This is a genomic window from Pedobacter yulinensis (genome assembly GCF_003029735.1).
Classification (GTDB): Bacteria; Bacteroidota; Bacteroidia; order Sphingobacteriales; family Sphingobacteriaceae; genus Pedobacter; species Pedobacter yulinensis.
In genome coordinates, this window is the sequence record NZ_KZ686268.1 from 855769 (window position 1) to 880710 (window position 24942).

At 45.1% G+C, this 24942-nt stretch carries 20 protein-coding genes; 7 read left to right on the forward strand and 13 right to left on the reverse strand.

Annotated elements, in window-relative coordinates; genetic code table 11:
• The first annotated feature begins 412 nt into the window (after positions 1–412).
• The 4 genes from C7T94_RS03855 (at position 413) to C7T94_RS03865 (ending at position 3251) form a co-directional block, all read left to right on the forward strand.
• Positions 413–1024 (forward strand): DUF4357 domain-containing protein, encoded by a 612-nt coding sequence (locus C7T94_RS03855; protein WP_239494918.1) that lies wholly within the window; start codon positions 413–415, stop codon positions 1022–1024.
• 172 nt (positions 1025–1196) lie between these two features.
• Positions 1197–1382, forward strand: a complete 186-nt coding sequence (locus C7T94_RS19275) for a hypothetical protein (protein WP_162618530.1) — start codon at positions 1197–1199, stop codon at positions 1380–1382.
• A gap of 243 nt (positions 1383–1625) precedes the next feature.
• On the forward strand, positions 1626–2354 hold the full coding sequence (locus tag C7T94_RS03860; RefSeq protein WP_107213799.1) for an HNH endonuclease: 729 nt from the start codon (positions 1626–1628) through the stop codon (positions 2352–2354).
• A 315-nt stretch (positions 2355–2669) separates the two neighbouring features.
• Entirely contained in the window at positions 2670–3251 is a 582-nt protein-coding gene (locus C7T94_RS03865; RefSeq protein WP_162618531.1) for a glycosyltransferase, read from the forward strand.
• On the opposite strand, the gene C7T94_RS03870 is transcribed toward C7T94_RS03865, so the two are convergent.
• From C7T94_RS03870 to C7T94_RS19280, 10 genes are read right to left on the reverse strand one after another with little or no spacing between them, the layout of a single operon-like run.
• Entirely contained in the window at positions 3240–4163 is a 924-nt protein-coding gene (locus tag C7T94_RS03870; RefSeq protein ID WP_107213801.1) for a glycosyltransferase family 2 protein, read from the reverse strand. The two genes, C7T94_RS03865 and C7T94_RS03870, sit on opposite strands and share 12 nt — an antisense overlap.
• A complete protein-coding gene (locus C7T94_RS03875) occupies positions 4163–5533 on the reverse strand; it encodes a TolC family protein (RefSeq protein ID WP_107213802.1) in 1371 nt (456 codons plus the stop codon). Before C7T94_RS03875 ends, C7T94_RS03870 begins: the two co-directional genes overlap by 1 nt.
• Entirely contained in the window at positions 5508–7616 is a 2109-nt protein-coding gene (locus C7T94_RS03880) for a S41 family peptidase (protein WP_107213803.1), read from the reverse strand. Before C7T94_RS03880 ends, C7T94_RS03875 begins: the two co-directional genes overlap by 26 nt.
• Positions 7613–10681 (reverse strand): lantibiotic dehydratase, encoded by a 3069-nt coding sequence (locus C7T94_RS03885; RefSeq protein ID WP_107213804.1) that lies wholly within the window; start codon positions 10679–10681, stop codon positions 7613–7615. The genes C7T94_RS03880 and C7T94_RS03885 overlap by 4 nt, the downstream gene beginning before the upstream one ends.
• A gap of 6 nt (positions 10682–10687) precedes the next feature.
• Complete coding sequence (locus C7T94_RS03890) at positions 10688–11896, reverse strand: lanthionine synthetase LanC family protein (protein WP_107213806.1); 1209 nt, start codon at positions 11894–11896, stop codon at positions 10688–10690.
• Positions 11896–13113, reverse strand: a complete 1218-nt coding sequence (locus C7T94_RS03895) for a glycosyltransferase family 4 protein (RefSeq protein WP_107213808.1) — start codon at positions 13111–13113, stop codon at positions 11896–11898. The genes C7T94_RS03890 and C7T94_RS03895 overlap by 1 nt, the downstream gene beginning before the upstream one ends.
• Positions 13097–13879 (reverse strand): hypothetical protein, encoded by a 783-nt coding sequence (locus C7T94_RS03900; protein ID WP_107213810.1) that lies wholly within the window; start codon positions 13877–13879, stop codon positions 13097–13099. The genes C7T94_RS03895 and C7T94_RS03900 overlap by 17 nt, the downstream gene beginning before the upstream one ends.
• Position 13880: 1 nt before the next feature.
• The gene (locus C7T94_RS03905) at positions 13881–15191 is read right to left on the reverse strand and encodes an HlyD family secretion protein (protein WP_107213812.1); all 1311 of its coding nucleotides are present in this window, start codon (positions 15189–15191) and stop codon (positions 13881–13883) included.
• Complete coding sequence (locus tag C7T94_RS03910; protein ID WP_107213814.1) at positions 15188–17374, reverse strand: peptidase domain-containing ABC transporter; 2187 nt, start codon at positions 17372–17374, stop codon at positions 15188–15190. The genes C7T94_RS03905 and C7T94_RS03910 overlap by 4 nt, the downstream gene beginning before the upstream one ends.
• Before the next feature lie 45 nt (positions 17375–17419).
• A complete protein-coding gene (locus tag C7T94_RS19280; RefSeq protein ID WP_162618532.1) occupies positions 17420–17773 on the reverse strand; it encodes a hypothetical protein in 354 nt (117 codons plus the stop codon).
• Between the two features lie 627 nt (positions 17774–18400).
• On the opposite strand from C7T94_RS19280, the gene C7T94_RS03915 reads away from it, so the two are divergent.
• A complete protein-coding gene (locus tag C7T94_RS03915) occupies positions 18401–19342 on the forward strand; it encodes an FkbM family methyltransferase (RefSeq protein WP_107213816.1) in 942 nt (313 codons plus the stop codon).
• On the opposite strand, the gene C7T94_RS03920 is transcribed toward C7T94_RS03915, so the two are convergent.
• The 3 genes from C7T94_RS03920 to C7T94_RS03930 all read right to left on the reverse strand — a co-directional run bounded on the left by C7T94_RS03920 (position 19332) and on the right by C7T94_RS03930 (position 23299).
• Complete coding sequence (locus tag C7T94_RS03920) at positions 19332–20468, reverse strand: alpha-mannosyltransferase (RefSeq protein ID WP_107213817.1); 1137 nt, start codon at positions 20466–20468, stop codon at positions 19332–19334. The two genes, C7T94_RS03915 and C7T94_RS03920, sit on opposite strands and share 11 nt — an antisense overlap.
• Positions 20458–21120, reverse strand: a complete 663-nt coding sequence (locus tag C7T94_RS03925; protein ID WP_162618533.1) for a glycosyltransferase family 32 protein — start codon at positions 21118–21120, stop codon at positions 20458–20460. The genes C7T94_RS03920 and C7T94_RS03925 overlap by 11 nt, the downstream gene beginning before the upstream one ends.
• 760 nt (positions 21121–21880) lie before the next feature.
• Positions 21881–23299 (reverse strand): serine hydrolase domain-containing protein, encoded by a 1419-nt coding sequence (locus C7T94_RS03930; RefSeq protein ID WP_107213821.1) that lies wholly within the window; start codon positions 23297–23299, stop codon positions 21881–21883.
• A 323-nt stretch (positions 23300–23622) separates the two neighbouring features.
• On the opposite strand from C7T94_RS03930, the gene C7T94_RS03935 reads away from it, so the two are divergent.
• Entirely contained in the window at positions 23623–23880 is a 258-nt protein-coding gene (locus tag C7T94_RS03935; RefSeq protein WP_107213823.1) for a DUF3253 domain-containing protein, read from the forward strand.
• Positions 23881–24096: 216 nt separating this feature from the next.
• The gene (locus tag C7T94_RS03940) at positions 24097–24870 is read left to right on the forward strand and encodes an SDR family NAD(P)-dependent oxidoreductase (RefSeq protein WP_107213825.1); all 774 of its coding nucleotides are present in this window, start codon (positions 24097–24099) and stop codon (positions 24868–24870) included.
• Positions 24871–24942 lie beyond the last annotated feature (72 nt).

A 24942-nucleotide genomic window follows, 5' to 3' on the forward strand; every position in this document is an offset into this window, starting at 1 on the left:
CTGATGTTGCGTTGATCGGTGGTAAATGGTGTAACAGCGATAGCAATAACAATAGGCTTACAAGGAAATAACGCTTGTTTTTTTGTAAAATTGAGCGTAGTTAGAACAAACCTTCAAAAATATTATAGATTGAATTGAAAACTTTCGGCAAAACAATTCGACTTTTCCTAGTAGATGGAAATGCAAATGGCTTAATAACCGCTGAGTTAAGCAATTGGACAGGCATAGGGCTAAAGGTCCCCAGAATCAAAGTTCGTGATTACATAGACCGACCGGAATTTCAGAAACCCGGGTTTACATTTTAATTGGCAAAGGACAGAATAATGAAGACGCCTCCTATATTGGCGAGGCAGAGCTAATAGGACCTCGATTATTACAACAGATCCAAGATAAAGAATTTTGGAATGAGGTCATGTTTTTCGGAAGCAAGGACCGATATCTAAATAAAGCAAGCGTTAAATACCTGGAAAATAGACTGTACGACTTGGCGGTATCTGCGGCGCGGTATTCAATTGATCAAAATATACCGACAAAGCCGAAACTTTCAGATGCAGAACAAGCAGAGCTTGAGGAGTTCCTATCAAATATCAAGGTGCTGGCACCGGCCCTTGGGCATAAATTATTCGAAAACCTGGAAGAAACTGTTGAAGACACAGAGACCGAGTCGCAGGACTTTTATTGCAAAAACGGGGCAGGAGCGGAGGGCGCGGGAAGGCCATCCACTGAGGGTTTTATCATGTTTAAGGGATCAAAACTTATGGTTGCAGAGCAGGGATCATTGGCAGATAGTATCCGGCTAGAGCGCCAAAGAATGCTTTCTGAAGGAGTACTAGTTAAGTCTGGAGAATTTTACCAGCTAACCAAAGATTATGTATTTACTTCTTCATCCCGAGCAGCTTCAGCAACGCTTGCAAGATCGGCAAGCGGACCATTAGAATGGAAAACCTTAACAGGTATACAACTTAAACATTTTGAAACGCTACCGCCCGCTCTTGGTCAACGCAACGAAATCGAATCGAAATAGGATCAGCTAGATGTGTTGAAAGTTGATAGTCAGCTGATTGATATAAACTATAATCGTATTGCCTTCTGGAAAGCAAAATACAATCTAATCACGCCCCTGCGATATTTCTCCTCCCAACCCGTATATTGTGCCCCACAAACTTACTATCCATTAAACCACGCTTTCCATTCCAGTGAGAAAATTTAGTATCCTGCTCCTGCTGGCCATCGGCATGATGCCGGCTATCGCCCACAGAAAGTCAATTTTGATCAATTCTTCGATAGAAATATTCCGACAAATTGACGTGGAGATTGCCCTGGCAAAGAACTGCATCATCATGCTGGCCATCAAAAAACAGGTCTTAACGAAGATATGGTGAACAAGAATGGTGCTATCACAACTTTTTAAAAAATCGATGGTTTGTCTCAGTCCTGAAAACTAAGGGCAGCTGCTTCGGATCAGGAGGTAGATGGTCCGTATGAGCAACTGCTGAAGATCTTGGAAGAAGGAGCGCAAAGAGCATTGCTGGTCTGCTTGCCCGGAACTCGCTCTTTTAATAAACTGATGTTTGACGAAATAACGAAAATCTTATATTTTCTATTACATTCGGAAAACGTAATCGATGAGAAATCCGAAGTGGCACCGGGATGAGCTAATTTTAGCGCTCGACTTATACTTTAAGACCGAGCCGGGAAAAATGCATGCGCGAAATGCAAAGATCATCGAACTCTCGAGAATCCTGAATTTACTCCCTATTCACGGATTGAAGGATAGTTACGAGCGGTTTCGGAATCCGAACGGGGTGGGCTTAAAACTCAGTAATTTTCTTGCCATCGACCCAACCTATACCGGGAAGGGTATGGAAGCCTTTGGGAAATTAGACAGCGAAGTATTTTATGAATTTCAAAATGAGCGGGAAAAGTTGGAATCGCTCGCTAGAGAAATCCGCAACATAGCGAATAATCCTGATAGCAGAGCAGCCATTGCCGCCATTCCTTACTCAGTCGAGGATGAGGATTTCACTGTGCGAGAAGGCCAGATCATCTACAAGCTCCATAAATTGCACGAACGCAACCGCACCATCATTCAAAAAAAGAAGGAAAGCTACTGGAAAAAATATCACCGGTTGGATTGTGAAGTTTGCAGCTTTGATTACCACAAATTCTATGGTTCAGTTGGCAGGGGATATATCGAATGTCACCACCGAACCCCTTTACACCAAATTGCAATGGATACCCAAACTGCGCTCGCCGATCTTGCTTTGGTGTGCGCAAATTGTCACAGAATGTTGCATCGGGACACCAAAATGACCATTGAGACACTGCGTGAACGTTTGCATACAAGTCAATAAAGACGATAGCTGAAGTTCACGAAACCAGCTGCGTAAAGGCCCCACCGAGGCTGCTATTAGCTTCTACAAACCAGGAAGGATCGTCAAGCTGGCTTACCTGGAATTTACACGGATAGATTACACGCTGTCAACCTCACGGCGAAAAATGACCTAATCTTCTATGCGACGTGGGTAATGAAAGAAGTTCAGCTACAAAAGGCTCCGAGTGATTTTTTTTTCATATTTTCAGTAATCACCTACAAATTGTGAATGATGATTCCCGCCATTCTGCACTTTATTACAGGGCCCCGGGCAACCAAACTAAACCATGACTGTATGCAATCCTGGAATATTCTTGAGCGGGATGGATACGAAATAAAAATTTGGACGGACGCAGAAATCAATCTGTTTATTGAGCATACATACCCCATTGCACTGCCGGCAATTTTGAACGCCAGGAATCATGCAGAAGCCTCAGATATTGCCAGGTATCTGATTGTGCATCATTACGGCGGCTATTATATTGACTGGGATATCAGGCTGCATAATGTGTCCGGGTTTAAACAGTTGTGCCTGGAAGCACCAAATGGATACCTCCTGTATGATGAGGTGAGTAAATCGATCGCGTCAGAACATTTTTCGGCGGGGAAACACGAAGAGTACCTGATCAGGTTGGTAAAAGACATTATCCGCACCTATGATGAAAAGGAGCGCAGTTTGATGGAAACACCCCAATATTCCGGGCCCTTCAGAATGCTTAGTGCGCTGAGAAGACATCCGGCCGTGCGTTTCGATGTCATCGCCCTTAAAGATGTATTCGAATATAATTATTCAGAAATCAGGCAGGCCAGGGAATATGGTAAAGCCGCCATCATGACTCATTTTTGGTCTCATTCCTGGATAGGCTTACCTGAGTGATGGATCGGCCTGTTTAGCGTACCCAAAGTGAAGAAGTTGTGCCTTTTTTGCCTGCATAATTCCTGAAAACAACTCGGCATTCAATTCGCGTTTCTGTTGGTTAAGTTCAACCAACCGATCTATAAAATCGATACACTCGCTGAGCTCCTGGCTGTCCATAACCTTGTTGGTAACCAGGGAATAGAATTTTTTTGGAGCGGAGAATGAAACCGCTTCCGGAAAAATCGCCTGGAGATACAGGTATGCGATTCTGAGAAAATTTGCGAATTGTTTCTCCCTTCTTGTTTTGGTAATCTGGCTCTCATGCTGGCGATACGTTAAGACGGGCGTTGGCAATATCCTGAACTGCAGACCGCTTAAAATACAGTCGATCCAAAGTTTATAGTCTTCAACAAAGAGCGCATGTTCATCATAACTAATGTGGTGCGCAAGAAGGCGTTGTTTTCGCCAGATTGCCGTGGGGTGGGAAATCGGATTTTCAAACAAAAACAAAATCTCAAGGATGTCATTGGTGTAATCGTAGCACTGATATCTTTTGGTTTCTGAGAATTGTATGCCCCCAGATACGATATCTACACTGGGATTTTCTCTGAGAAAGTCAATTTGCAGCTGCAGCCTTTCAGCGTGTGATACATCATCTGCATCCATTCTGGCTATAAACTCGCCCTTTGCCATCTGCAATCCGATATTTAATGACGCCGTAATACCCAGGTTTGTCTCATTTCTCAGGTGTATAAGCCTGGAATCTTTAAAACCGGCAACAACGTAGGCAGAACTGTCAAAGGAGCCGTCATCAACCAGGATCAACTCAAAATTACCATAGGTCTGATTGAGTATGGATGCAATTGATTCAGCGATATAGGGCATGGCGTTAAAATAAGGCATGATAACGCTTACTAGTGGACTTTGCATTACAGGAAGTTTAGATTTTTTGATGCATAAAATTTTAACAGGATAATCTTGAACAGTGCTGTTGTTCTTAAATCCTGGTTGTTAAGCAATTCGGAATTCAGTTCTCTGGCCGATTGAATAAAATCAATTACTGATAACCTGTTGGTTTTAAATAGCCTGGTATTTAAATCGACTAACGCCTCAATTTTTCTTAGGCTGATGTTGCTTTGTTGATACGACCTGAACGCATAATATGCGTCGTTGTATGCTGACCGAATGCTTGTTCTCAACTGCTGGACGTTGGACTCGCTCTCAAGTACCTGTTGCCTGATGCCAGCTTCTGCCTGATAGATGCTTCGCTTGTTGGCATTATGGTTTAGGATGGGGAGACTGAGGTTTATAAAAACGCTTTGACTGATGTTGTTCCTGATCACCTGCTCAAAATAGTTAATGGGTCGGCCCAGCAAAAAATAATTGTCTGAATAATTCGAACCCAGCCCTAAACTGATAGAAACGGCAGGTACCCAAGCCCGTTTTGCGATACGAAGCTGTGTTTTGTTCAGGTTAATGGATGCGTAGTGCTCTTTGACACCCGGATGATCTTTCAGAAAAGCAGATTCGAGTTCGGTTAAGCGAACTTGCTGTATATAGTCGAATAGGCCGTTTGCTGTCGTGTCATTTATGTCTGTGTTGTCATAAGTAACATCGGCCTGGTGATCGGCAAGACCCTGCAATTGAATCATTGCTTCCTGGATGGCACTCTGCTGCCGGAGCAGCGTTACACTGTCTGAACTAATTTGCTGTTGAAACCGGATTTTGTCGGGAAGCGTTCTGCGCTGATAAGCAATTAGGGTATCGGTTACCCTTACCTGTTTTGCGTAAAATTCAATAGATCTTTCGGTCATTGCTGCTTTTGCCCTTGCGCCCACCATATTCAGGTAGCTGAGTATGATGTTCGCTTTCAACGCCATCAACTGGTTTTCCAGTCTGTACCTTGCGATTTCTGTATTGCTTTTTGCAATTTGTTTCGAAAGGTTAAACGTACTGCTGCTGAGCAGCGTAATCGAACTTTGCAGTCCCAGTGTCTGAAAAATTGTTTGATTTGTGGTAAAGTTGTTGGTAGTTGGGTCAATAGATCTGCCCCATAAGCCTCCAAGGTTAGAGTTGAAAGTTAGCGTTGGGATCAGGTTGTTTACCAGGTTCTTTTCTAAGAAGACATTTTTATCTAGTTCCACACGCGATGTTCCCAGCAACAGGCTGTGCGTTTCGGCATAGTCGATGGTCTGTTTCAGCGTAAACGATTGCTGTGCCCGGACAGATAGCCCCATGACCATCATCAGGCAACCAAATAGCAACCGCCGTCCTCTAATTGACTCTTTTAAATACCTCATTAAAAATTTCGTCTGTATTTGATGCACTATCCGCTACGTGGATGTCCGGATTAATGCCAGTTTGTTGGGTCTGTTTCCCGTCGGGAAACTCCACGCCAACAGCAGAAAACCGGAATAGGATTTTTTGATTTCCAATGGGCGGTATTGATGCAACGTCCCCATCCGCGCCGGCAGTTCGCCTGCCGATCAGTTTACATCTGCTGGCCCCGCTTTTGAGCATCATGGCAAGAAGTTCCGACCGGCTTTCGCTTTCTTCGGAAATCAGGACATAAATTTCTTTTTCAAATGATTGGCCATCGGCCGCAGCGTATTGGATTTGGGTTTCAAACCGGCCCGGTACCTTTGAACAATACCTGTAGCGAACCAGGGGGCGATTATCCGCCAGAATTTTTTCAACGAACTTCAGAAACTGCCAATCCGGGTAAACGCGGCAGTCAATGACCAGATGATCAGTCTCTGCAAAGGCCCTGGCAGCCGAGTCGGCCAGCGCCTCATTCCACTGATCTGGTTTCAGGAGTAACAATCTTTGCTTAGGAAAGTAGGTGAGGGTTTTGTTCGCAGCAGCTTGTTTCTGCCTCATGAGGCTGCTGAAGATGAACTCACCATAGGTTTGAAATGTTGCCGCCGACCAGTCGAGAACCTTGGTGCGCTCTTCGCCCTCATGTCTATACACAATTTCAAGACTTTTACCCGAAAACGGGATCACGTTGAGCCACCTGCTTTGCTGGAGATATACATTTTTCACCGCTTCATGTGGATGACCAATATATTTTTTTAAAGCCCGGGCCAGGGAATCCAGCCGTATACCATTTACACGGACTATTACATCGTTTGTTTGGATGCCACTTAGTTTGGCAAAAGCGGGATCAATCTCCGATACGATGATTTTGCTATCCGGGGCAATGCTATATTTTGCCGGTACAACCGTATATTTTCGGTCGTACATCGTTTCGCCAAAATTGATGAAGGAGATGGGAATAGCGGCATGACCATCTCCGATAGACGCGTTTAGTTCCATTAAACATCCGGCATAAAGCCGTTCGGAGGTTGCGAGAATCATTTTCGGAATAAATTCCTGTAAGCGTTGCGTCCAGTTGGGAAGAAGCGACTTTTTATAAGGATAAAACTTATCAATGATATTCCAGTACCTGAATAAAAACAGTAACCTCGAACGAATTTCCGGAACCGGATTCCGGTCTGGGTTTTTTTCCTGAAAAATGGGAACGGGTCGTTCATCAGTAGGCGGGATAAAGTATGTTGATGAGTCAACCGAAACATGTGATAGGGCTTGTTGGATCCGTGCACGTTCGTTTTTGCCTTCTAAGAGCCCGCTTAAAGCCATAAGGCCGGAATCAGGTTTTTCCCATTTGTGGCGTTGTTTGAAATCTATCTGTTTCAACAAAAAACTGATGGATTTTTCAAATGCAAGTTCGGAAGGGTTCTGGTTAAAAGCCGGCTCCAGCGCGTCCAGGAGAATTCGATCCCAGTCTTGAGCCGGATACCGATACTTGAGTTCGCCCCAGATCATCCCTAAATTGCGCAACTTGGTCGTGTTTGAGGCATTCCGCGCAAGTTCGTTCAACTTTGTTGAATAGTCTTTTAAGGCAGGCCCCTGCAAAATAACAGCTGAAAAATCTGAAAGCCTGGCATCTACTTTTCCTGCTGTAACGATGGACAAAACGATTGAATCAACACGTTCAGGAAAATACAAGTTGCCGGAAACTGCCGATTTGTCCTGAGAAAATTGGACCGGCCAGGACGTAGCAGCAACAGGCTTACTGCCCTTGAATACCTGAGCCATGTAGATGCAGGTGTCTCCGGTTTTGATATTTCCCTGAAAGGTTACTTTGGAATGGAGTAAACCTTCAGCTTTCTGATCAAATTTGAGTGACTTCCGCAACAGTAATTTCGATTTACCGGCTGTTTTGATCTGGCTGACCGTACCCTTATACTTGTCAAAAGTGACTTTAGCAACGCCGGATTTTCTCGAAAGATGCCAGCGCTGCGCAAGCTCATTTGTTTGTGCATAACCGTGGGCTATCCCCGCTGTAATCAGTACCCATATAAAAGCAATGTACTTCATGCCAACACTTTTTCTTTGGCAAGGATAGATCTGAATTGGCTATCCAGTAAAAAGTATATGGTAAACTCCTCGAAACGTTGCTGTTCGAAAAATAAACGGTTGATAAACATGTGGAAGATACTCGTCAGCACCTCATAAGGATCAGACCCTTTCCCATTCAGGCTCTTAAAAATATCTATTTGGTTGGCTATAAATCTATTGGTGAGCGGGGAGCCTTCTGTCCAACTAAGATTCTTTCCCAGAAAGTCAATGTCCTGGCGGATCCCTCTATAATACTTTGTGAGCGTTTCTTTCATCCGTTTATCAGTTGCGAAACGAAATTCTCTCGCAAAATAATTGAAGCTTCTGTTGAAAAACGCTGCTTTACGTGTATTGCTGTAGGAAAGCTCTGTCAATACTTTATCGATAAAGTACAGGGCCACCTTTTGCAAAGCCGCCTTGCTGTTCCCTGATGGATGACCCAATAAATCCAAAACAAAATGGGTGTTCCAGTAAAAAGATTGTTCACACTTTTCAATGTCCGCTGCCCCATAGCGTTCAAGCTCCCTTGAATAGGTATCAATGGTGAAATTTGTAATGATGCCGTCTGATATCAGCCTGCTGATGCCGGAATGAAGTTTGTCGAGCGGAGAAGAATCGGTGCCATTGCTCAGTAATCTGACACGCAGATGTGGTTTTGGATCGCTGTACCTGATAAAAAACCAGGATGAAATACTTCCTTCCTTCAACAGCCTCTTCGTAATCTTATCCAGGTGGCCCAAAATCAGGTTCTGGTTTTTAGGCTTACAATATATTTTAGCATAGAGCCATACATCACCGGCATGAAAATCGCGCTGAACAGTGTTGTTTTCCACCTTCAGTAATGCGGGAGGAATATTGGAGATATGTTTGTTTCCGAAGATGGGGATCACAAACTCGTTGGCAAAGCCAAAGTTGTCGGATATATTTAGTTTTTCATTGTGCAGGAACTCCTGAACCTCTAACATCCCTTTTTTCCTGAGCATTTTTTCTGCGATATCCCTGCACATCCCCACGCTCATATCGAGGGTTAGGTAGTTGTCGAATTCTTTCACAATGAAAACCATTGGATACCGATATTTTTCAGACAGTTGCAAGTACGACTCATAAAAGTCACATTTTTTTTCTGCCTGATAAGATGACAGCTCTTTCCAGTCCAGCACCCATTTTGCCGGCGAAAGGATACAGTTGCTGTAGGTAACACGCGGCAGAAACTTCTGGTTGCGCAGATTGCCCCAGTCCCAAATAGCCATGCCGCGGCGGTTTTGATATTGCAAATCAGACAAAAAATGGTAAATATCGAGGCTTCCTTTCGAAAAATTGTGCGCCGAGGAAAGGCTTGGAACAATTCTTTTTCCCAGCTTCTTCGAAATCAAGACCAATTCATTATTTACAATCTTCACATAGAGATCATCTATGGAAATCTTGTTCTCCTGCGGGAGTTCTGACAAGGCGAGAAACTCAATTTCCATAGCAGACAGCGTTGGTCTGGAAAGGATATTCCCGATTCTGGATTGCGGCAGATGCGCGATTTCTGCAATGACAGAACTTTGACCTTCCTCCCTCTCTTTTAAAGCAGCTTTCAGCTGCGTATTCAGCAGCTGGTCTGCATGAGCAAACCGGCCCAGAAGATTGCTGCTGGACAAGGAAAAGCTTTGCAAGGCAAACACAGATTTGTCCGGATCTTCCTGAAGGTCTACAATGGAAAACATCAGGCTGCAGTCTTCATCGAGCGATTCGAGAATTTCTGTGTTAAAATCTTCTTCTTCAATGATGATCTGATCGGCGCCGGTGCGGATAAACTCAATATACTTTTGCAAAGCAATTTGTTCCAGCCGGCTTGGAACAGGTCCCTCGCGGTGATAATAATCACTCAAGGCTGTTGCTGATTTATATCCTAACCCCGTTTGGTTATTAAAAAGCGTGGTCAGCTTGACCGTTTGCCCTTCATATTTTTCAGCGAAAGCCCGTTTGAAACGTTCCAATTGCGTAGTGTATAGAGAGGGTGAGCTCAAGGACTTTATTTTGCTGAACACCCGTATGATCTTGTCCAGGTTACCCTGACTAATGGTTAAACCCTCAATTTTTCGGGACATGTCCATCTGAAACAGTTTTCCTTCATCTAACGAGGTTGTTGCGTCAAGGCCCGAAAACAGCATGAAAATTCTTTTGTAATCTGCAGGTGCAGGCGTGCCTGACCTCAAGACCGTAAGTTCCTCCTCGATGGTGTTCAAGGTAGCTGCCAAAGGCGACAGGGAGGGCTCCAGCTGCGCTATACTGCCCACTGTAGCCACCAGTTTCGAGAAAAAGTCGCCGCCCGTCACATTGGGTTCAATCGAGCTGTACAGAACATTGTTTTCGATGAGATCGTTCAGGTACGCGTCGACCGTATCACCAGTAATGTCGAAAGTAGAAAGCACATCCTGCATGATGTCAGAATAGCCTGGACCGGTTTTGGCCAACTTAAGAATATGGGTCAGGACCGGATTGATATTTACTTCCGCAAGATGGAAGGTCCTGTTTTGTCTTGAGTCATATTTATATTCTATGTATCCATAGTTCCGGCCTTTTTTATGCAGGGTAGTATTGGGATAGAATCGCAAATTTCGCCTGATGGCCCGGTTGTTCTTGAGCCGGTTTGCCAGACCACATAAGAAATCCATATCAATTCGCAGATTTCGCAGAATTTTTGCCGTTCGCATATCCAGGTTTGAATTTGCTGCAATCAGTCCCGTGGAGGTGCCGGCAAAGAGCCCGAAAGGCGTACAGCGGGTGGAAGCCCTGATCAGATACTTCAAGATGCTTTCGTAGATTTTCCGTGTTTCCTTTTCCTTGACCGGTAGTGTTGTTTTTAACTTGGTAATTTCCGTATGCAGAACGGGCGAGGCCAGGTAAATTGCTTCCAGGAAGGTCTCATCAAGGATATCATTCAACACGATCTCATGGCTTTCTGATTTCAATCGGTCATAAATATTGAACAGCGTGTCAAGGCTGAACATCGGCGTTCTCATTACAAAAAAAGCGGGTGTCTTTGTCGGGTTGTTCATGTCTGTTCAGGGTAATAATAAAATGTGCTGCCAATTGGATGAGTGATGAATCTTGCTCAGATAAGCCAAGCCAATTCCACTTAAGCCCTCTAACAATGAAAAACTATTAAGAAAGCCATGTTCCTGGTGGAATTTAGACCTGCCGGTTATGACCGACTGGTAGGGCTGAATAAGATCGTTTGAGATATCGAGCCAATAATCTGCTGTGGCCGAAAATCCCGGATCGTTTTGATACCATTTAGCGGCCTCCCTGAAGAGGTGAGATATACCGGCGGCACCATGACAAAGCGCAGCATCTCTGACCTGGCCTTCTTCCAGACTGCGCCGGCTGCTGGCTCGCTCAAAGATCTCGTAACAATGTGATTTAAGACTTCCTGATTTAAGCACTTCGGCAGCCTGGTAAAGGCTTACCGCTATGCCGAGGTCGCCATAACACCAGCCAAGTCTGGTCTTGAAATCCGCATGCTGACCGAGCACCGACCGGTATGGATAGATAGATCCGGTATTGGAGCGGTTTTTCATAGCGATTATGGTATTTGACAGCTTTTCGATGCTTGGCAGGAGGTACGCAAAGCTGGTGTCGTATTGAACTGCCTTGCAGAGCACAGGAATTAAAGATGGCGTTCCATGCGATAGGCCCAAATTTATAATCCCGTTGTTCACAACGTTTTTCTGCATATCAAAGTCACTTAAATAAAGCAACTCATCGGTGCGGTTGCAGTTTTCGAGCAGGTGGCCAAGCAAGCTGTGGAGCACTTTTAAACGGTGCGCGTCTTTAGTCGCTGACAACAGATAGAATAGCGCGCCGAGCGCACCATGCAGGTAGTCATAGTTTCCTAAAGCGGCCATGCGGTTGTAGAACTCGACAGCCACCTGATCGATGTGGTCAAGCTCATTGCCGAAATCAATAAAACCCTCTTGCTTAAGATGCCTCAAAGCCCACGCACTCCCGATCACCCCAGAGCAGATAGAAACTGTCCCGGGGGCTTCCAGTTGATAGTTACGCACACCATCGAACAGCGGCTGTGAGAAGAGGCCTGCCTGGTCATACGCCAGGTCATCCTCGTAGGCCTCGGCATAATGATAGAGAAATAACGAACATCCTGCGCTATTGAGCAGCGCGCCTCTGTCTGGCGATATAAATTGCCGGTTATCAATGATCAGGTCGCGGATATACCCTGTAATCGTGCTTGTATCAATTGTTGCTGTTTTCATCACGTCGCAATGGTTTGGTAAAATGAAATTGTAGATTCAGCCATTAACTTTTTCGAGAACACTGTATTCACCAGGTGTTTGCCCTGTTTGCCGAGGCGCTCCCGGAGTGACGCATCGTTATATACAACCTCCAGGGCCCCGGTTAGGCTGTCGATATGAACTGAAGTCAGGTCGCCGGAAGGCAGCCGTTCTCCGGTTACTTTAATGACGTCTCTGCCATTTTCGAATACTTCGAAACCGCTACTGTCAGTTACGATCATCGGAAGGCCATAGCTTAACATTTCAAGTGTCGAAAAGCTGGATTGCTCAGAATGAGAAGGCAGCAGGCCAACGTCTGCTACTTCCAGTAATCTGATTAGCTTTTGATGGTCCAAAAAGCCAGTGAATATGATTTTGCCCAGCGCGCCCTGCGCACGTTTTAGTGCGGTGTCGTAGTCGCCGCCCCCGGCTATAATCAGTTTAACGTTGCGTTTATTGATCGCAAATGCAGTGAATGCGTCAATAAGTTCGTAAAGCCCCTTCAGCCTGTCCAGTCTGCTCGAAAAAAGAAAGATGAAATCGTCCTGCGAGCATCCCAGGGTAGCCTTGGCCTCACTACGGTTCGCTCTTTTATTGATGCGGGTTGTTGAAACCCCGTTGTAAATGATCTTCGAAAAAGTTGTCGGTGAAATTGCCTGAATGTCCCGCAGCGCCTGTGGGCATAAACAGATCATCCCGTCCAATTCTGCAAGGTGCCTTTTCTCTTTTTCGAGCGACCAGTCCAGGTATTCCTGGTAAAAATGAAACGTGGTGTGGGCGATCGAAAATGGGACGTGCTGGGTTCCAATGACCCTATAGCCGGCTGCTTTCGCATACTTTGCAATCACTTGGTCTGAAGACGAGTTGAGGTGAAAAATACCTTCACGCAGGCCTGTTATTTGCAGAATCATTGTGATGCAGATTCTCGCCCTGAACCCATCAATATAGTTCTCCTCAATTTGGTATTGCGTAAAGTCTTTTAGCGAAAAGATAATGTCAAGCGTATTATAGTCCTGGGTGCTATCCGCCTGCCGATAGTCTACACCACCCTGGTCCCGGTATGAAAATCTGACATGCGTCAGATTAATGATTCCGCTTCTAGCAAGCTCCGGGAGCAGCACTTTTCTGTAACTGCCAATGCCGTATAAGGTGCTGAAACCTTTCGAATCAAAATAAAAAACGTTAATTGGGCTCTTCATTAATCAGGTTGATTTTCAGTATAAATAGGGTAGCTATGAGCAAATCGATATGATTTGCCGACTTCTCTTTGCTGGTTTCATTAATCAGCAATTCCACATGATCAGCCTGGATATCAAAATGAGACGATCCGCCTGACCAATCTGCGAAATATTCCGGTAAACTGGTGGCTGGCGTATGCGGGCTGTTGAGCAAATCAAAAAGACACCGTTCCAGCCCATGGTTTTCATGCCCGGAAAGGAAGCCCTTCAGTGCACTTTCTTCAAGTGAGCTTCTGAATATAGCCCCCTGCTGAGCATACTTCCTTTTTTGCGTATAGTAAGCCATAACCAACTCCTCGAAAACTTCGGGTCTGGATGCGCCTGTTACAGGCAACGATGCAGCTGGGCGACTGTTTTCGAAAGATGATTGGCAGAAACTTGCCCGTACAGCCGATGTAAAAGCAGATGCGGTCGTCAATTCCTGAAACAGCTCTTCAGCGTCATACCTGATCAGTTTAGCGCGGGAAAGCATGTTCATGTAGATAACCACGTCAAAAAGCTCATCTGTATGGCCATCGGCATTCTTGCTGTATTTTGAAAAGCTAAGTTTGAGTTGCTCAAAAAGCAAATCCGTTCCCAACTCATAGTACTCTTCAAATGTTTCAGCGCGCCCGATTAATATAAGCAGGTGAATGGTGAACAGCCGGGTGTTGTATTTCTGATAAAGAAAGTTATTGGTTAATCTTTGTATTAACTGGTCTTGTATTGATACTGCGCTCGCTATCATGCTATTTCTCAGTCTTAAGGAATCCCTGTGTCAGTTTTTTAAATAGTGTCGTTTCTTTTGTGGTAAATACGGCTTCGCCTACAAGGTTCTCCCGGTATGGAATTTTTTTGTTTGTATTTGTGCTGAGTGAATTCTGGAGCTTTATTTTACAGGCGTATCCGCTATCCAGCGCCACTTTTGAGATGGAGGCCACCTTTCCTGAAAGATGACCAAATTCCTTGTAAGGATAGGAAACCAGGCGGATATCGACACGGTCTCCGATGGTAACTTTGCTTAGCGCAGACTGTGAAAGATAGCTGATAAAATAGTACGGGGCTTTCTCAGGAAGAATGTACCCAACTGTTTGACCGCCTTCCATATACTGTGAGGTTTGTACATTGGGCATGGGTTCATAAACGCCGTCTCCGGGAGCTTTTATAGTATGGTTATTCATCCATTTAACCAGCACGTTTTTCAATGATTCAAGATTTTCCAACGTGGCCAGCTTGGCTTCATTTCTCTGGTGCTGCAGTTCATCTATCGAATTCAGATGATCCTCGTAATTCGACCGTGCATTAAGCCTTGAAATGTTCAGATCATAGATGCCGTTTTTTTTACTGATCAGCTGGCTTTTTTCCCTGGCCAGATCGGTAATCGTGACGAGTTGTTGCTTGTATAACAGGCTGTCCTGATCAAACTGCATTTTTGAATTGTTGTAATCTTCAATGGCGAGGGAAGTCTTCAGGTCTATTTTATTGTGTTGCTGGGTCGAATGCGCCGCCTGTGACCGAAGATATGAGAGCCGTTTTCGGTAGTAACCGTTGTTATTAAATGCTTCGTACTTGAGGGCAGAATTCAGGAATTGAGAAAAAGCTTGCTGCAGTTCCTGTTCTCCGAATTTGTTAATAATACGCAGGTAAGCCGTTGCTTTCAGATCACTTTCGTCATGAAGCAGCAGTTCTTCCGTTTTATTGAGTTGGGCCAGCAGTGCATTCAACTCGCTGTAGTCAAGATCAGAATCCAGCCAGGCGATCACCTGCCCTTTCGATACCAGTGCGCGGTCAGCAACCAAAATCTCCTTGATTCGGCCTGGCGTTCCTGCACGGACTTTTTGAGGTGCGCTTTCTGCGGTAAGGTGCGTTTGCTGGGTTACCGTATCCGCATATTCAAAGAAATAAGTAAATGTTAAAATCAACACAAAGATCACAGCGATAACCTGAATAGCGTATTTTTCAACCGACGAAGGCTTATGCCGGATAAATTCCTGCGATTCGCGTGATTTGCCGGTTCTGGGTGCGATGTCTTGCTCAGTGAACGCCTCTATAATTTTCATAATATCAGGGTTTCTATTTGCTTTTCAACCAATTGATAATAGGTGCCTCGCTTGCTGATAAGAGAAGTATGGGTTCCCGTTTCCTGGATTTCTCCGTTTTCCATGACGACGATCTGGTCTGCATTTTTAATTGTGCTCAGGCGATGTGCGATCACAATAACTGTCTTGCTTTTTGTATAGGCCTGCAAGTCCTCAATAATTTTGCTCTCGGTATTGGTGTCAAGCGAGTTGGTCGCTTCATCCAGGAAAAGCATTTTAGGTGCTTTGTATAATGCACGCGCAATTAAAAATCTTTGTTTCTGCCCCTGGCTAACCCCAACGCCTTCGGTGCCGATAATGGTTTTGTAACCGTTCGGAAGTGACCTTACGAAATCCTGTATCTTTGCGATCTGACAACACTTATCCAGTGATGCTTCGTCCGGAAATTCCTCACTCAATGCGATGTTCCGCTCAATTGTATCGTTGAAAATAAATCCCTCATGGACCACAAAGCCCGATATACTCCGCCAAAAGGAATGGCTTACGTTTTTCAGGTCCAAATCTCCGTAATGAATATCGCCGGAATAATCGGTGTAAGATTTCATTAAAATCTTCATGAGCGTTGATTTCCCCCCTCCGCTTGTTCCGACTATCGCCGTTGTTTTGCCAATCGGAATGTCGAGGTCGATGTTCTTTAAAACCAGCTCGTCAGATCCTGCATATGCATACGAAAGTGAACGGATTTGTATCTGATCAGCATCTTCCGGCAAGTGGCTGACCTGCGCCATTTCACTGTCTTCTTCGTCCTTAATCTTATGGATGTCGTTTAATCGCTCCAAACTTATTTTTGCATCCTGCGTACTTTGAATCAAAGAGATAAAGGTGCTGATCGGCCCGCTGAGCTGGCCAATGATGTATTGAACCGATACCATTGTTCCGAGCGTAATGTTGCCGTCTATAACAAGCTTGGCAACAATAAGCGATAAGGTAATATCTTTGATTTGGCTGATCAGTAGTCCGCCGGCCGATTGGAACTGATTAATGTCCATCGTTTTGAAGCCAAATCGAAACACTTTGGTTTGCACATCCTCCCAGAACCACCGCTTGGTATGCTCCGCATTGTTTAACTTGATATCCTGCATCCCCTCGATGAGCTGGATCGTTGTGGTTTGATTTTTTGCTCCTAATTCGAAGCTTTGATAATTTAGTTTACGCCTGACCGGCATGAATGCTTTTATCCAGAGGAAGTATATTAGATTGCCGCCCATAAACACGACAAAAAGCTGAGGATTGAACAGGACGAGTACAATTGAGTAGATTGCAAAGTTGATGACTGAAGAAAACACGCTGATCGCGGTGTTTGTCATGAAATTTTGTATAATGCTATGGTCTCCTAGGCGCTTGATGATATCGCCCGTATGAAACTTATCAAAATAAGAGATGGGTAGTTTCGTTACTTTGATCCAGAAATCTGATAGTATGGACAGGTTCAGGATATTAGATAGTCTGAGCGCGACCCTGGTTCGAACAAAATTGACGATTGTGGAGCTGATGATCAACACCAGCTGAGCAATAATGACGAGTTTAATAAATCCGAAGTTCCTGCCTTCAATACCGATATCGATAAAACTTTTCATTAGAAAAGGCGTGACCAGCTGCATGGCAAGGCCGAACAGAAAAGCGCATAACAACGCCGCCGCCTGCGGCTTGCAGTGTCTGAGGTATTGGAGAAAAAACTGCCAGTTTACACCTGCTTTTTCGTCGACATCTTCTTTATCCTCATAAAATTTGGGAGAGGGCTCCAACAGAAGAACATGACCTTGTCGCCTGTCGTCAACACACCAACCGTCAATAAACTCATGTCTGTTATAGGATATAATACCTACAGCGGGGTCGGCCACTTTGTACTCCCTGCTCTTGTTTACCTTTAAGAGTACTACGAAGTGGTTCTGTTTCCAGTGAATAATGCAAGGGCTGTCAATTTGCTGAAGTGAATCAATAGCCAACCTGACGCCTCTTGGACGCAATCCAATTTTTTCAGCCAATCTGCTCAAGGCGAACATGGTGGTGCCCGTCTTATTGTATCCTGACAATTTCCTTAGATAGTCTGGTGAGTAGCTTTTCCCATAGGAATAAGCAATCATCTTGATGCAGGAAACGCCACAATCGCGTATGTTAAGTTGATTAAAAAATTTGAATGCCATGGAATTTAGTTTAAAAGGTGCGGGCACCAGGCCCGCACCGCTTTTTTAGTGTCCGCCGCAGGCTCCACAAGTTTGATCACCATAGGTTGCAGGGCAATTCTGCGTACAGTAGGTATCCGTACATTCGCGATTCGTGTGGCATAAATGCGCTGCACTCATATAACAAGTGGCGTTCTCAATACCTGATGCAGGATCGCAATTTGTTCCACCATAGTTACTTGGACATGCACCGGTGCAACCGACTGTGCACGTGTCAATGGCCAATGTAAATCCGCCGCATTGATAGGTACAATTCGTTACAGTCGGCGCGTTTCCGCCAACCAGGCCAAGTTGCTCTTCTTTAGTAAGATCTGCGATGTCTTGCTTACTAAACTTTAGGGTTTTGATTTGTTTTTTCATGTTTTGTATTGGTTTAGGGTGAACATGCGGGAGGAAATCCGGCTGCAGAGGAAAAAAAGAGCAATAAAGATCCTCTTCACGCTCGGGACAAATACCTGGGTGAATCCTGACTTAATATTGCTTGGCAGGTGCGGCCGAAGCGGAAAATTACCGGAACGGTTTACGAACCATTTTCCGGATGGCTAAATTTTAGCTTTCGAAAGGACCTGAATGGTTGGTTGGAGATAATTGGGACGATGAAACGGAAGTGGGTGATTAAAAACATAGGGGTTGATTTGATGATAATGTCTGAGGTAAAATTTACATGGTAAGAGGTATAAACGGAGAGATTTGGGGATAAAATGGCAGATAAGTTTTGACAAAATCTGATACCCCCATCACGGTAACGAACGCGATCCTTTGCGAAAATCGTGACGGCAGGCGGGTAGTGAAGGTTGCACTAAAAATCAGATTTTTAAGCTTGTCACCCATTAGTTTAATTGCTTAGGTAATATCAAAGCGGTATATGAAACCGCCGTTGTTTGGTTATGGCCGAAAGCCTATACAATATAAGCAAATGAACTCGGATAAAAAAAATAAAAATTGTATTTTGATAATAATTAAAAATAACCCCTTCAAATTATCTCTATGAACATTCTAACAGAACAACTCCTGGAAAGTATTCGGCAGTTCCCTGATCAGGAGCAAGCGGAAATCAATTATTATCTGTCTGAGATACTGCATCTATTTCAACGTAATGATGAACAATTTCGACCCGGGCTGTTTAGGGGAAGTGTGCGCCGGGGACATTTTAACAGGGTCGTTGCAGGCCCTTTTGCGACAGCAATTATTACGGAGTCTGCGAATGGGAAATTGGCAGTGCCAGTTGACGATATGTTCGTTGGAAGACAGCTCCGTTTTGACTCTGGGTACAGTATAGCCGAGCTTGAATATTTAAAAACACTGGTTGATGAGTCCAGTCAAATATTAGTTGTTGGTGCGCACATAGGTAGTTTGGTCGTTCCTCTTTGTAAGCTGGTAGACCAATGTGTGGCTGTTGAAGCCAATCCGGAGATTTACGAGTTACTTAAGTTAAATGTCAAGATGAACGAAATAAGTAATTGCAAGACTTACAATTTCGCAGCCAGTGATCGCAAAGGCACCATTCCGTTTATCAAAAACCGGATCAATTCTGGAGGAAGCAAGCGCAAGCCGTTGGTTAGTTCAGAATTATATAGCTATGATGATCCTTCAGAATTTCAGGTCGAGGCCATGCAGCTGGATTCCCAATTTCCTGATGCGCATTTTGATCTGATATTTATGGATATAGAGGGCTCAGAGTATTTTGCTTTACTCGGTATGCCTGAACTTTTGAAGAATGCGAAAATGTTGGTGATGGAATTTATACCTCATCATTTTACCAATGTTGCCGGCAAGGATGTTCGTGAGTTGACCCATATATTGAGTGATTTCAATTCTCTTTTTATTCCCTCAAAAAATAAACTTGTAACCAGGGATGATATCATTCCTTTATTGAAGCTCATGTACGATCAGAACATCTCGGAAGATATCATTGTGTTTAAAAAGTAGCGTGAAATACCGCGCTGTCTTTAAGCCCTCTTTTGGTGCGGATATAGTCCTGTAAAACGAATAACTGGTACGAAGATAACGCCCTTAACTCCTGCAGGTCGTTGATACAACTTGATTCCAGGTGTATAACGGCCGGGTCGGCAGGCAAGTCTACAACATCACCGCCAATATGAAGATGTCGGGTACCGTCCTCGCCGAGTGGCATGCTAAATTTTACATCAGCAGATTGCACAGACCGGCAAACCTTCCAGATCCTTTCGGTGGTCAGCGTGGCATCCCATTTACGCATATTCCTGTGTAAAAATAGGAGATTGGCTGTGTCATCTGACTGGCCCATCGTCAATCCATGAAATTCTCCGCTTTCGGAATAATAACCCATAGAGGCCACTGGCGTCGAAATCAAGTAATATTCTTTCCTGAGCGCAAGCCACGCAAATTTGAACGTGTCTTTATCGCCATAAACCAAATGGTAAAAGATGGCATGATACTTATTTATTGTAAGAGCGAGATTTAACGCTTGCCAGCATCTTCTTTTGTCGACCAGCAGTTGTCCACTCTCGTGCTCCCTGGCATCCGCGCCTTCGCAATCCATGACTTTGAAGATCGGATTGTTGATGTCGGTGCGCCAGAAATCGGGCCAAAATATTTGTCCAAATTGTTTATAGGGTTCCGTTGTAAATAGGTACGTAGGGTCTCTCAAAACCAGATTGTCTGCATCCAGATACAGTACTTCCTCAAATGAACTTTCAATAATCGCCAGAGGTTTCAACGCAACGCTATTAAAATTCTTCTCTACCAACGGGTTAAATACCCGACACTTTGCATCCAAACTCTCAAGCAAGCCACACATCTCTTCAGATAATTCATAACTCAGGTGCCAGACTTCAACTGGCAGCTTACAACCTGAGCGTCGAAGGTTTTTAAGGGTGATGTAAGTGCAGGTTAGGTAACTCAATCCACCCGCAGCGATGACAATGCCCTTTCCGCTAAAGCGCCTACTGGGAAATTCAGGAAAATTTGGAACGCTCTTTTGCCAAACGTTGCGAAGATGTGAAATGGCTTCGGCATCAAATTCTATGTCTATTGTGCGAATGCCAGAATCATTAAACATGAATTTATTCATCATAACGCTTGATCCAGGAGTGTAACCAATAATGAATAAGCGGCTGAGTCACCTCGCCCGGAGGTGGGTTCCTGATCTCGCTATAATTATAGGCAAATACGTTTTTTACCGGTAATACATTCATCCTTGTATTGTTATGTTTTTCAAGGCTGTCGCGCATTCGAAACGGCCCCGAGTAACTGGGCGTGAAAAGCTTATCTCTTTTTTGGGTTTCATATATCTCGACGATGTCGCGCAACAGACTTAACAGGTAAGGATCTTCTTTCGCCGCGCAAAAAAACTCCGAGGCAAGCGAACCATTTGGAGGGTCAACCAACATATAACCATCAGGGTTTTCATTTTCAATTCTGATCAATCTTTCAGCATCAAGAACCTCAACATCCCAGTCGGCATAATAGCCTCCATAACTATAGACAATTGCATATCTGCCGATGTCTGCCGCCTCGGCATAATTGCGGCTGTTTACAAAGGTTTCTACCAGAAACGGATGCTTTCTTTTCATGAACGCATGAATTTGATCGTCATTCCAAAGTCGCACTTTATAGCCCTTGCTTTCCATTTCGCGCCATGAATTCAGGCACTTTTGGATTTTTTCATTTGCAGGTTGACCCACGATATGATGGATCAGCTTTGGAAAAGTCTTTTGGTTTCTCACGTTATTTAGGGTATAGTATTTATTAACACGTCATGAGGCGTGATTGCTTCAGATCGGAATGTTAGATAGCGATACGGTTTTCCAGATTTACGTGCCTATGCTGTACAGGCATGTAATTCGCGGTACCTGGGAGGTAAACGTTTCCGATTTGAGTGAATGTTTGCAGGAAGACTTTTTAATGAGAATGCGCTTTCAATGGACATAGTGCCATGCTTTCAAACTGTTATCATCAACCGTCAGACGCCTCCCGGCTATCCACTCCTACTTATAATAGTTAACGAGGGTGCCAAAACCGCCCCGGCTGTGCATGTTTTGCTCGTGTTTAAAACCGATCATGTCGTTTAGATATATTGCATCTTGGCGCACAATATCTGGCGATCATTGTAAGGTTGCGGGCTGAAGCGCTCGCCATGCTGTTAACGCCCACTACGGTACGGGGAAGCAGTGAATTTTCTTTCATAACTATAGGATTGATCAGAAGTAATTTACAAAAATTCAGCTGATATTTAAAAGTATCATATCTGATACAATATGGGTCACTGTATCGAGATTGCTCTTGATGTAAAACGGAAATATTCATGTAAAGGGCCCCGCAACGAAGATATGGCGAACCAACACGGCGATTGTTACCGGGCTGTCCTTAAACATTTAAGCCTTTGTAAAATGAGCCGATCATCAGAACCTTCAATTCGTTGCTGTTTCGAGAATTTTAAAGTATAAGGATCATCCGCAGCAATACCTGCCAGGTATGCAGCGTAGGTCAATGGCTCTTTTTCCTAATCCCGCCGCCGATCACTTTACCATATTGCAGCATTTCGAGTTTGGTATCGCCGTTCGGCAGCTCTGTAAACTTCAATTCACCGTCTGTGCCGCCCTGCCTGATTGCTTTGAACTCGTTGACTGAAACCGGGAAAAAACGCATATCCCATTTAATTTTGTTGGAGTTGTATACAAGATGACCACCCAGAAAAGTGATCTGTTGTACCTCGTCCTTATCCTTTTCATCGATATAGTCCCCCTCATATTTTTTGATCTGCTCATTTGCAAGCGGGATCAGAGGCCGGTATTCTACCGTCAGTGGTTTGCCATCGAGAATCTGGGTAATGTTATTGAAAGGGTAAGCGCCCATTTTGAAGTTCTGTAAAGTGATGATCGAGCGATCTTTGATCGCATTGTGGTAGATGAACGTCGCGTAACCGTCCCAGCTCCCCGTGTGTCCATACGAGAACGTTTCTTTCCCTTTTGATAAGTCCAGACCGAACCCATAAGGGATATCTTTACCCGCCGTAGTTTTGCTGACCATCGTCATCAGTTCAAATTCTGCCTTGGTAAAAAGTGTGTTCTGATGCAGCGCGACCAGCCATTTGTAAATATCATTCGCTGTAGAATTAACCTTCGCGTTGCCGACGATCCCATCAAGATAGTAGACCGTACTGTCACCATAGTTCGGGTTTTCCGACACGACCCTGTCGAAAGAGTTTTTCGCCCACACAAAGCCTATCGCGTAATTCTTCATCTTTCGAGGCTGTAATCTCCGATTGTACACCAGGGTCCGGTCCATATGCAGTGGCTTGAATATTCGTTCCTGTAAATAAGCGGCATAACTTTTTCCGGATACCCGCTCGATGATGCTGGCCAGCAAGGCATAATTGGTGTTGTTATAACGGTGCCGGCTGCCCGGCTTGAATTCCAGCGTGTCCTGCCGCTTGGCGTAAAATGCGATCAGGTCGTTGTTGGTCGCGATTTTATGATGGTCCCAGCCTTTTGGCATATCGATCAGGTACTCCGGTAGTCCACTGGTATGCCGGACCAAATCATAAATGCTGACCTGTTGCCAGGAGCGTAGTTCTGGAATGTACTTAGACAATTTGTCTTCATAGTTCAGCAAACCATCCCGGTGTAAAAGTACGATTGCTGCAGCGGTGAACTGTTTAGCGCAGGACGCCAGTTCATAGCACGTTGTCTTGTTATTTGCTTGTCCCGACGCAGTGTCAAGATGACCGAAACCTTTATGATAGATCACCTTTCCTTTTTCTGAGATCAGCACAGTTCCGTTAAACTGGTTCTGGCGGTTCATTAGGGAGAAAACGCTGTCCAGTTGCTTGTGCTTTCTGCTCTCCTGGCTGAAGGCAGTGGTGTTAAGGAATAAAATGATGAGGATCGTTAACTTATTTTTCATGTGAGCTGAATAAATTCATCATAGGACGTCTGTTTTTGCTAATAGTTACATTGATCTGCTTTTGGTCTTGTGGCAAATGAGAAATTTAGATAATCATGTATATAGGTCTTAGCGAGGCTTGTCGTATAGGGGCACTGCCTAACTCCCGTTTGCTTCTTTATGGACCTGAAAAACCATCACCCTGCAGGATCTCCAGTATTTGCGGATAGACCGGCTGATAGCAGATAAAGCCGCAGTTGATAGTAGAGCTCAATTCTGTTTTTCCGGCCGGTCTGTAGCGAAAATGACCGTCGCAAATCGGTACATTGCCGGGGTAAAATACCATGAAATCAAACGTCGATATCCTAAACGCCATCCTTGCTGCCACAGCGTCGCGCGGTTCGCAGAAGAGCACCTGCCCCTCTGAGATTGCCCGCGAACTATTCCCGACCGGCTGGCGAAACCACATGCAGGAGATTCGCGATGCCGCCATTCGCTTGCACAAACAGGGCAGGGTGGTCATTACGCAGGGCGGGCAGCCGGTTGATCCGGATGATTTTAAAGGACCGATCCGGATAACGACTCCGCCGGAGAAAGATTAAGCGTGAACCATAGCGGATTCCTGCTTGCTGTCTGACATAACTTGGTTTGCCTCTCGCGGCTACAAACAGAATGTGCAGTGGATGGCCGGCAGAGCCGCACCAAGCACCATCACCCCTGAACGCAAGCAACTGCAATTTGGTTACAGATATCCGCGATCCGGTTAGTTCTGCCGGCTCATGATTGCTGAAATTTGCTGTGTATCAACAGCAAGAATCATGGAACATACAAGAGAATCATCAACAAACAGACCGCCGGTTGCTTTGGTAACGGGTGGCAACCAGGGCGTGGGTTTTGAGATCGTTAAAGCGCTGGCCGCAAACGGGTATATCGTTTACCTCGGCAGCCGTAAACTGAGCAATGGCGAAAGCGCTGCAGCCAAAGTGGGCGGGCAAGTACACGGGGTTGAGCTGGATGTAACGGTTCAAAGCACCATTTCGGCTGCAGCCGCGCGCATCCAACAAGAGCATGGACAGCTGGACCTGCTGGTTAATAACGCTGGAATCTCGCACGCCGGCAAACCGGGGCGGACCCTGGAAGAAGTGGTCGAGGCAAACCGGGCCAGCAAGGCCTCACTGGATGAAATTCGCACGGTTTGGGAAACCAATGTGTTTGGCGTGGTTGCTGTTACGCAGACCATGCTGCCCCTGCTCCGGAAATCGCCGGCAGCGCGCATTGTGAATGTTTCGAGCGGACTCGGATCACTTTCCTGGATTGCCGATCCGGCCACCTGGGCCAGGCAGCACTTCGATGTCGTTTATGCCGCATCTAAAACGGCCATGAATGCCGTAACCATGTCCTTCGCCATAGAGCTCGAAAAGGAAAACATCAAAGTCAACGCGGTGAGCCCCGGTTTTACGGCTACGGCATTAAACAACTTTCAGGGTACCGACAGCGTAGAGGTGGGATCGCGGGAGCCCATTCGCGTTGCGCTGGATACCGATGCTCCGAATATGACCTTTACAGGTCCTGATGGGCCTTTACAGTGGTAGCCTGTGCTGCAGCTTCCTGCGCAAGCCAGCGATTACACCAGGCTATAACCGGCGACAGCTGCAGCGGCCGGT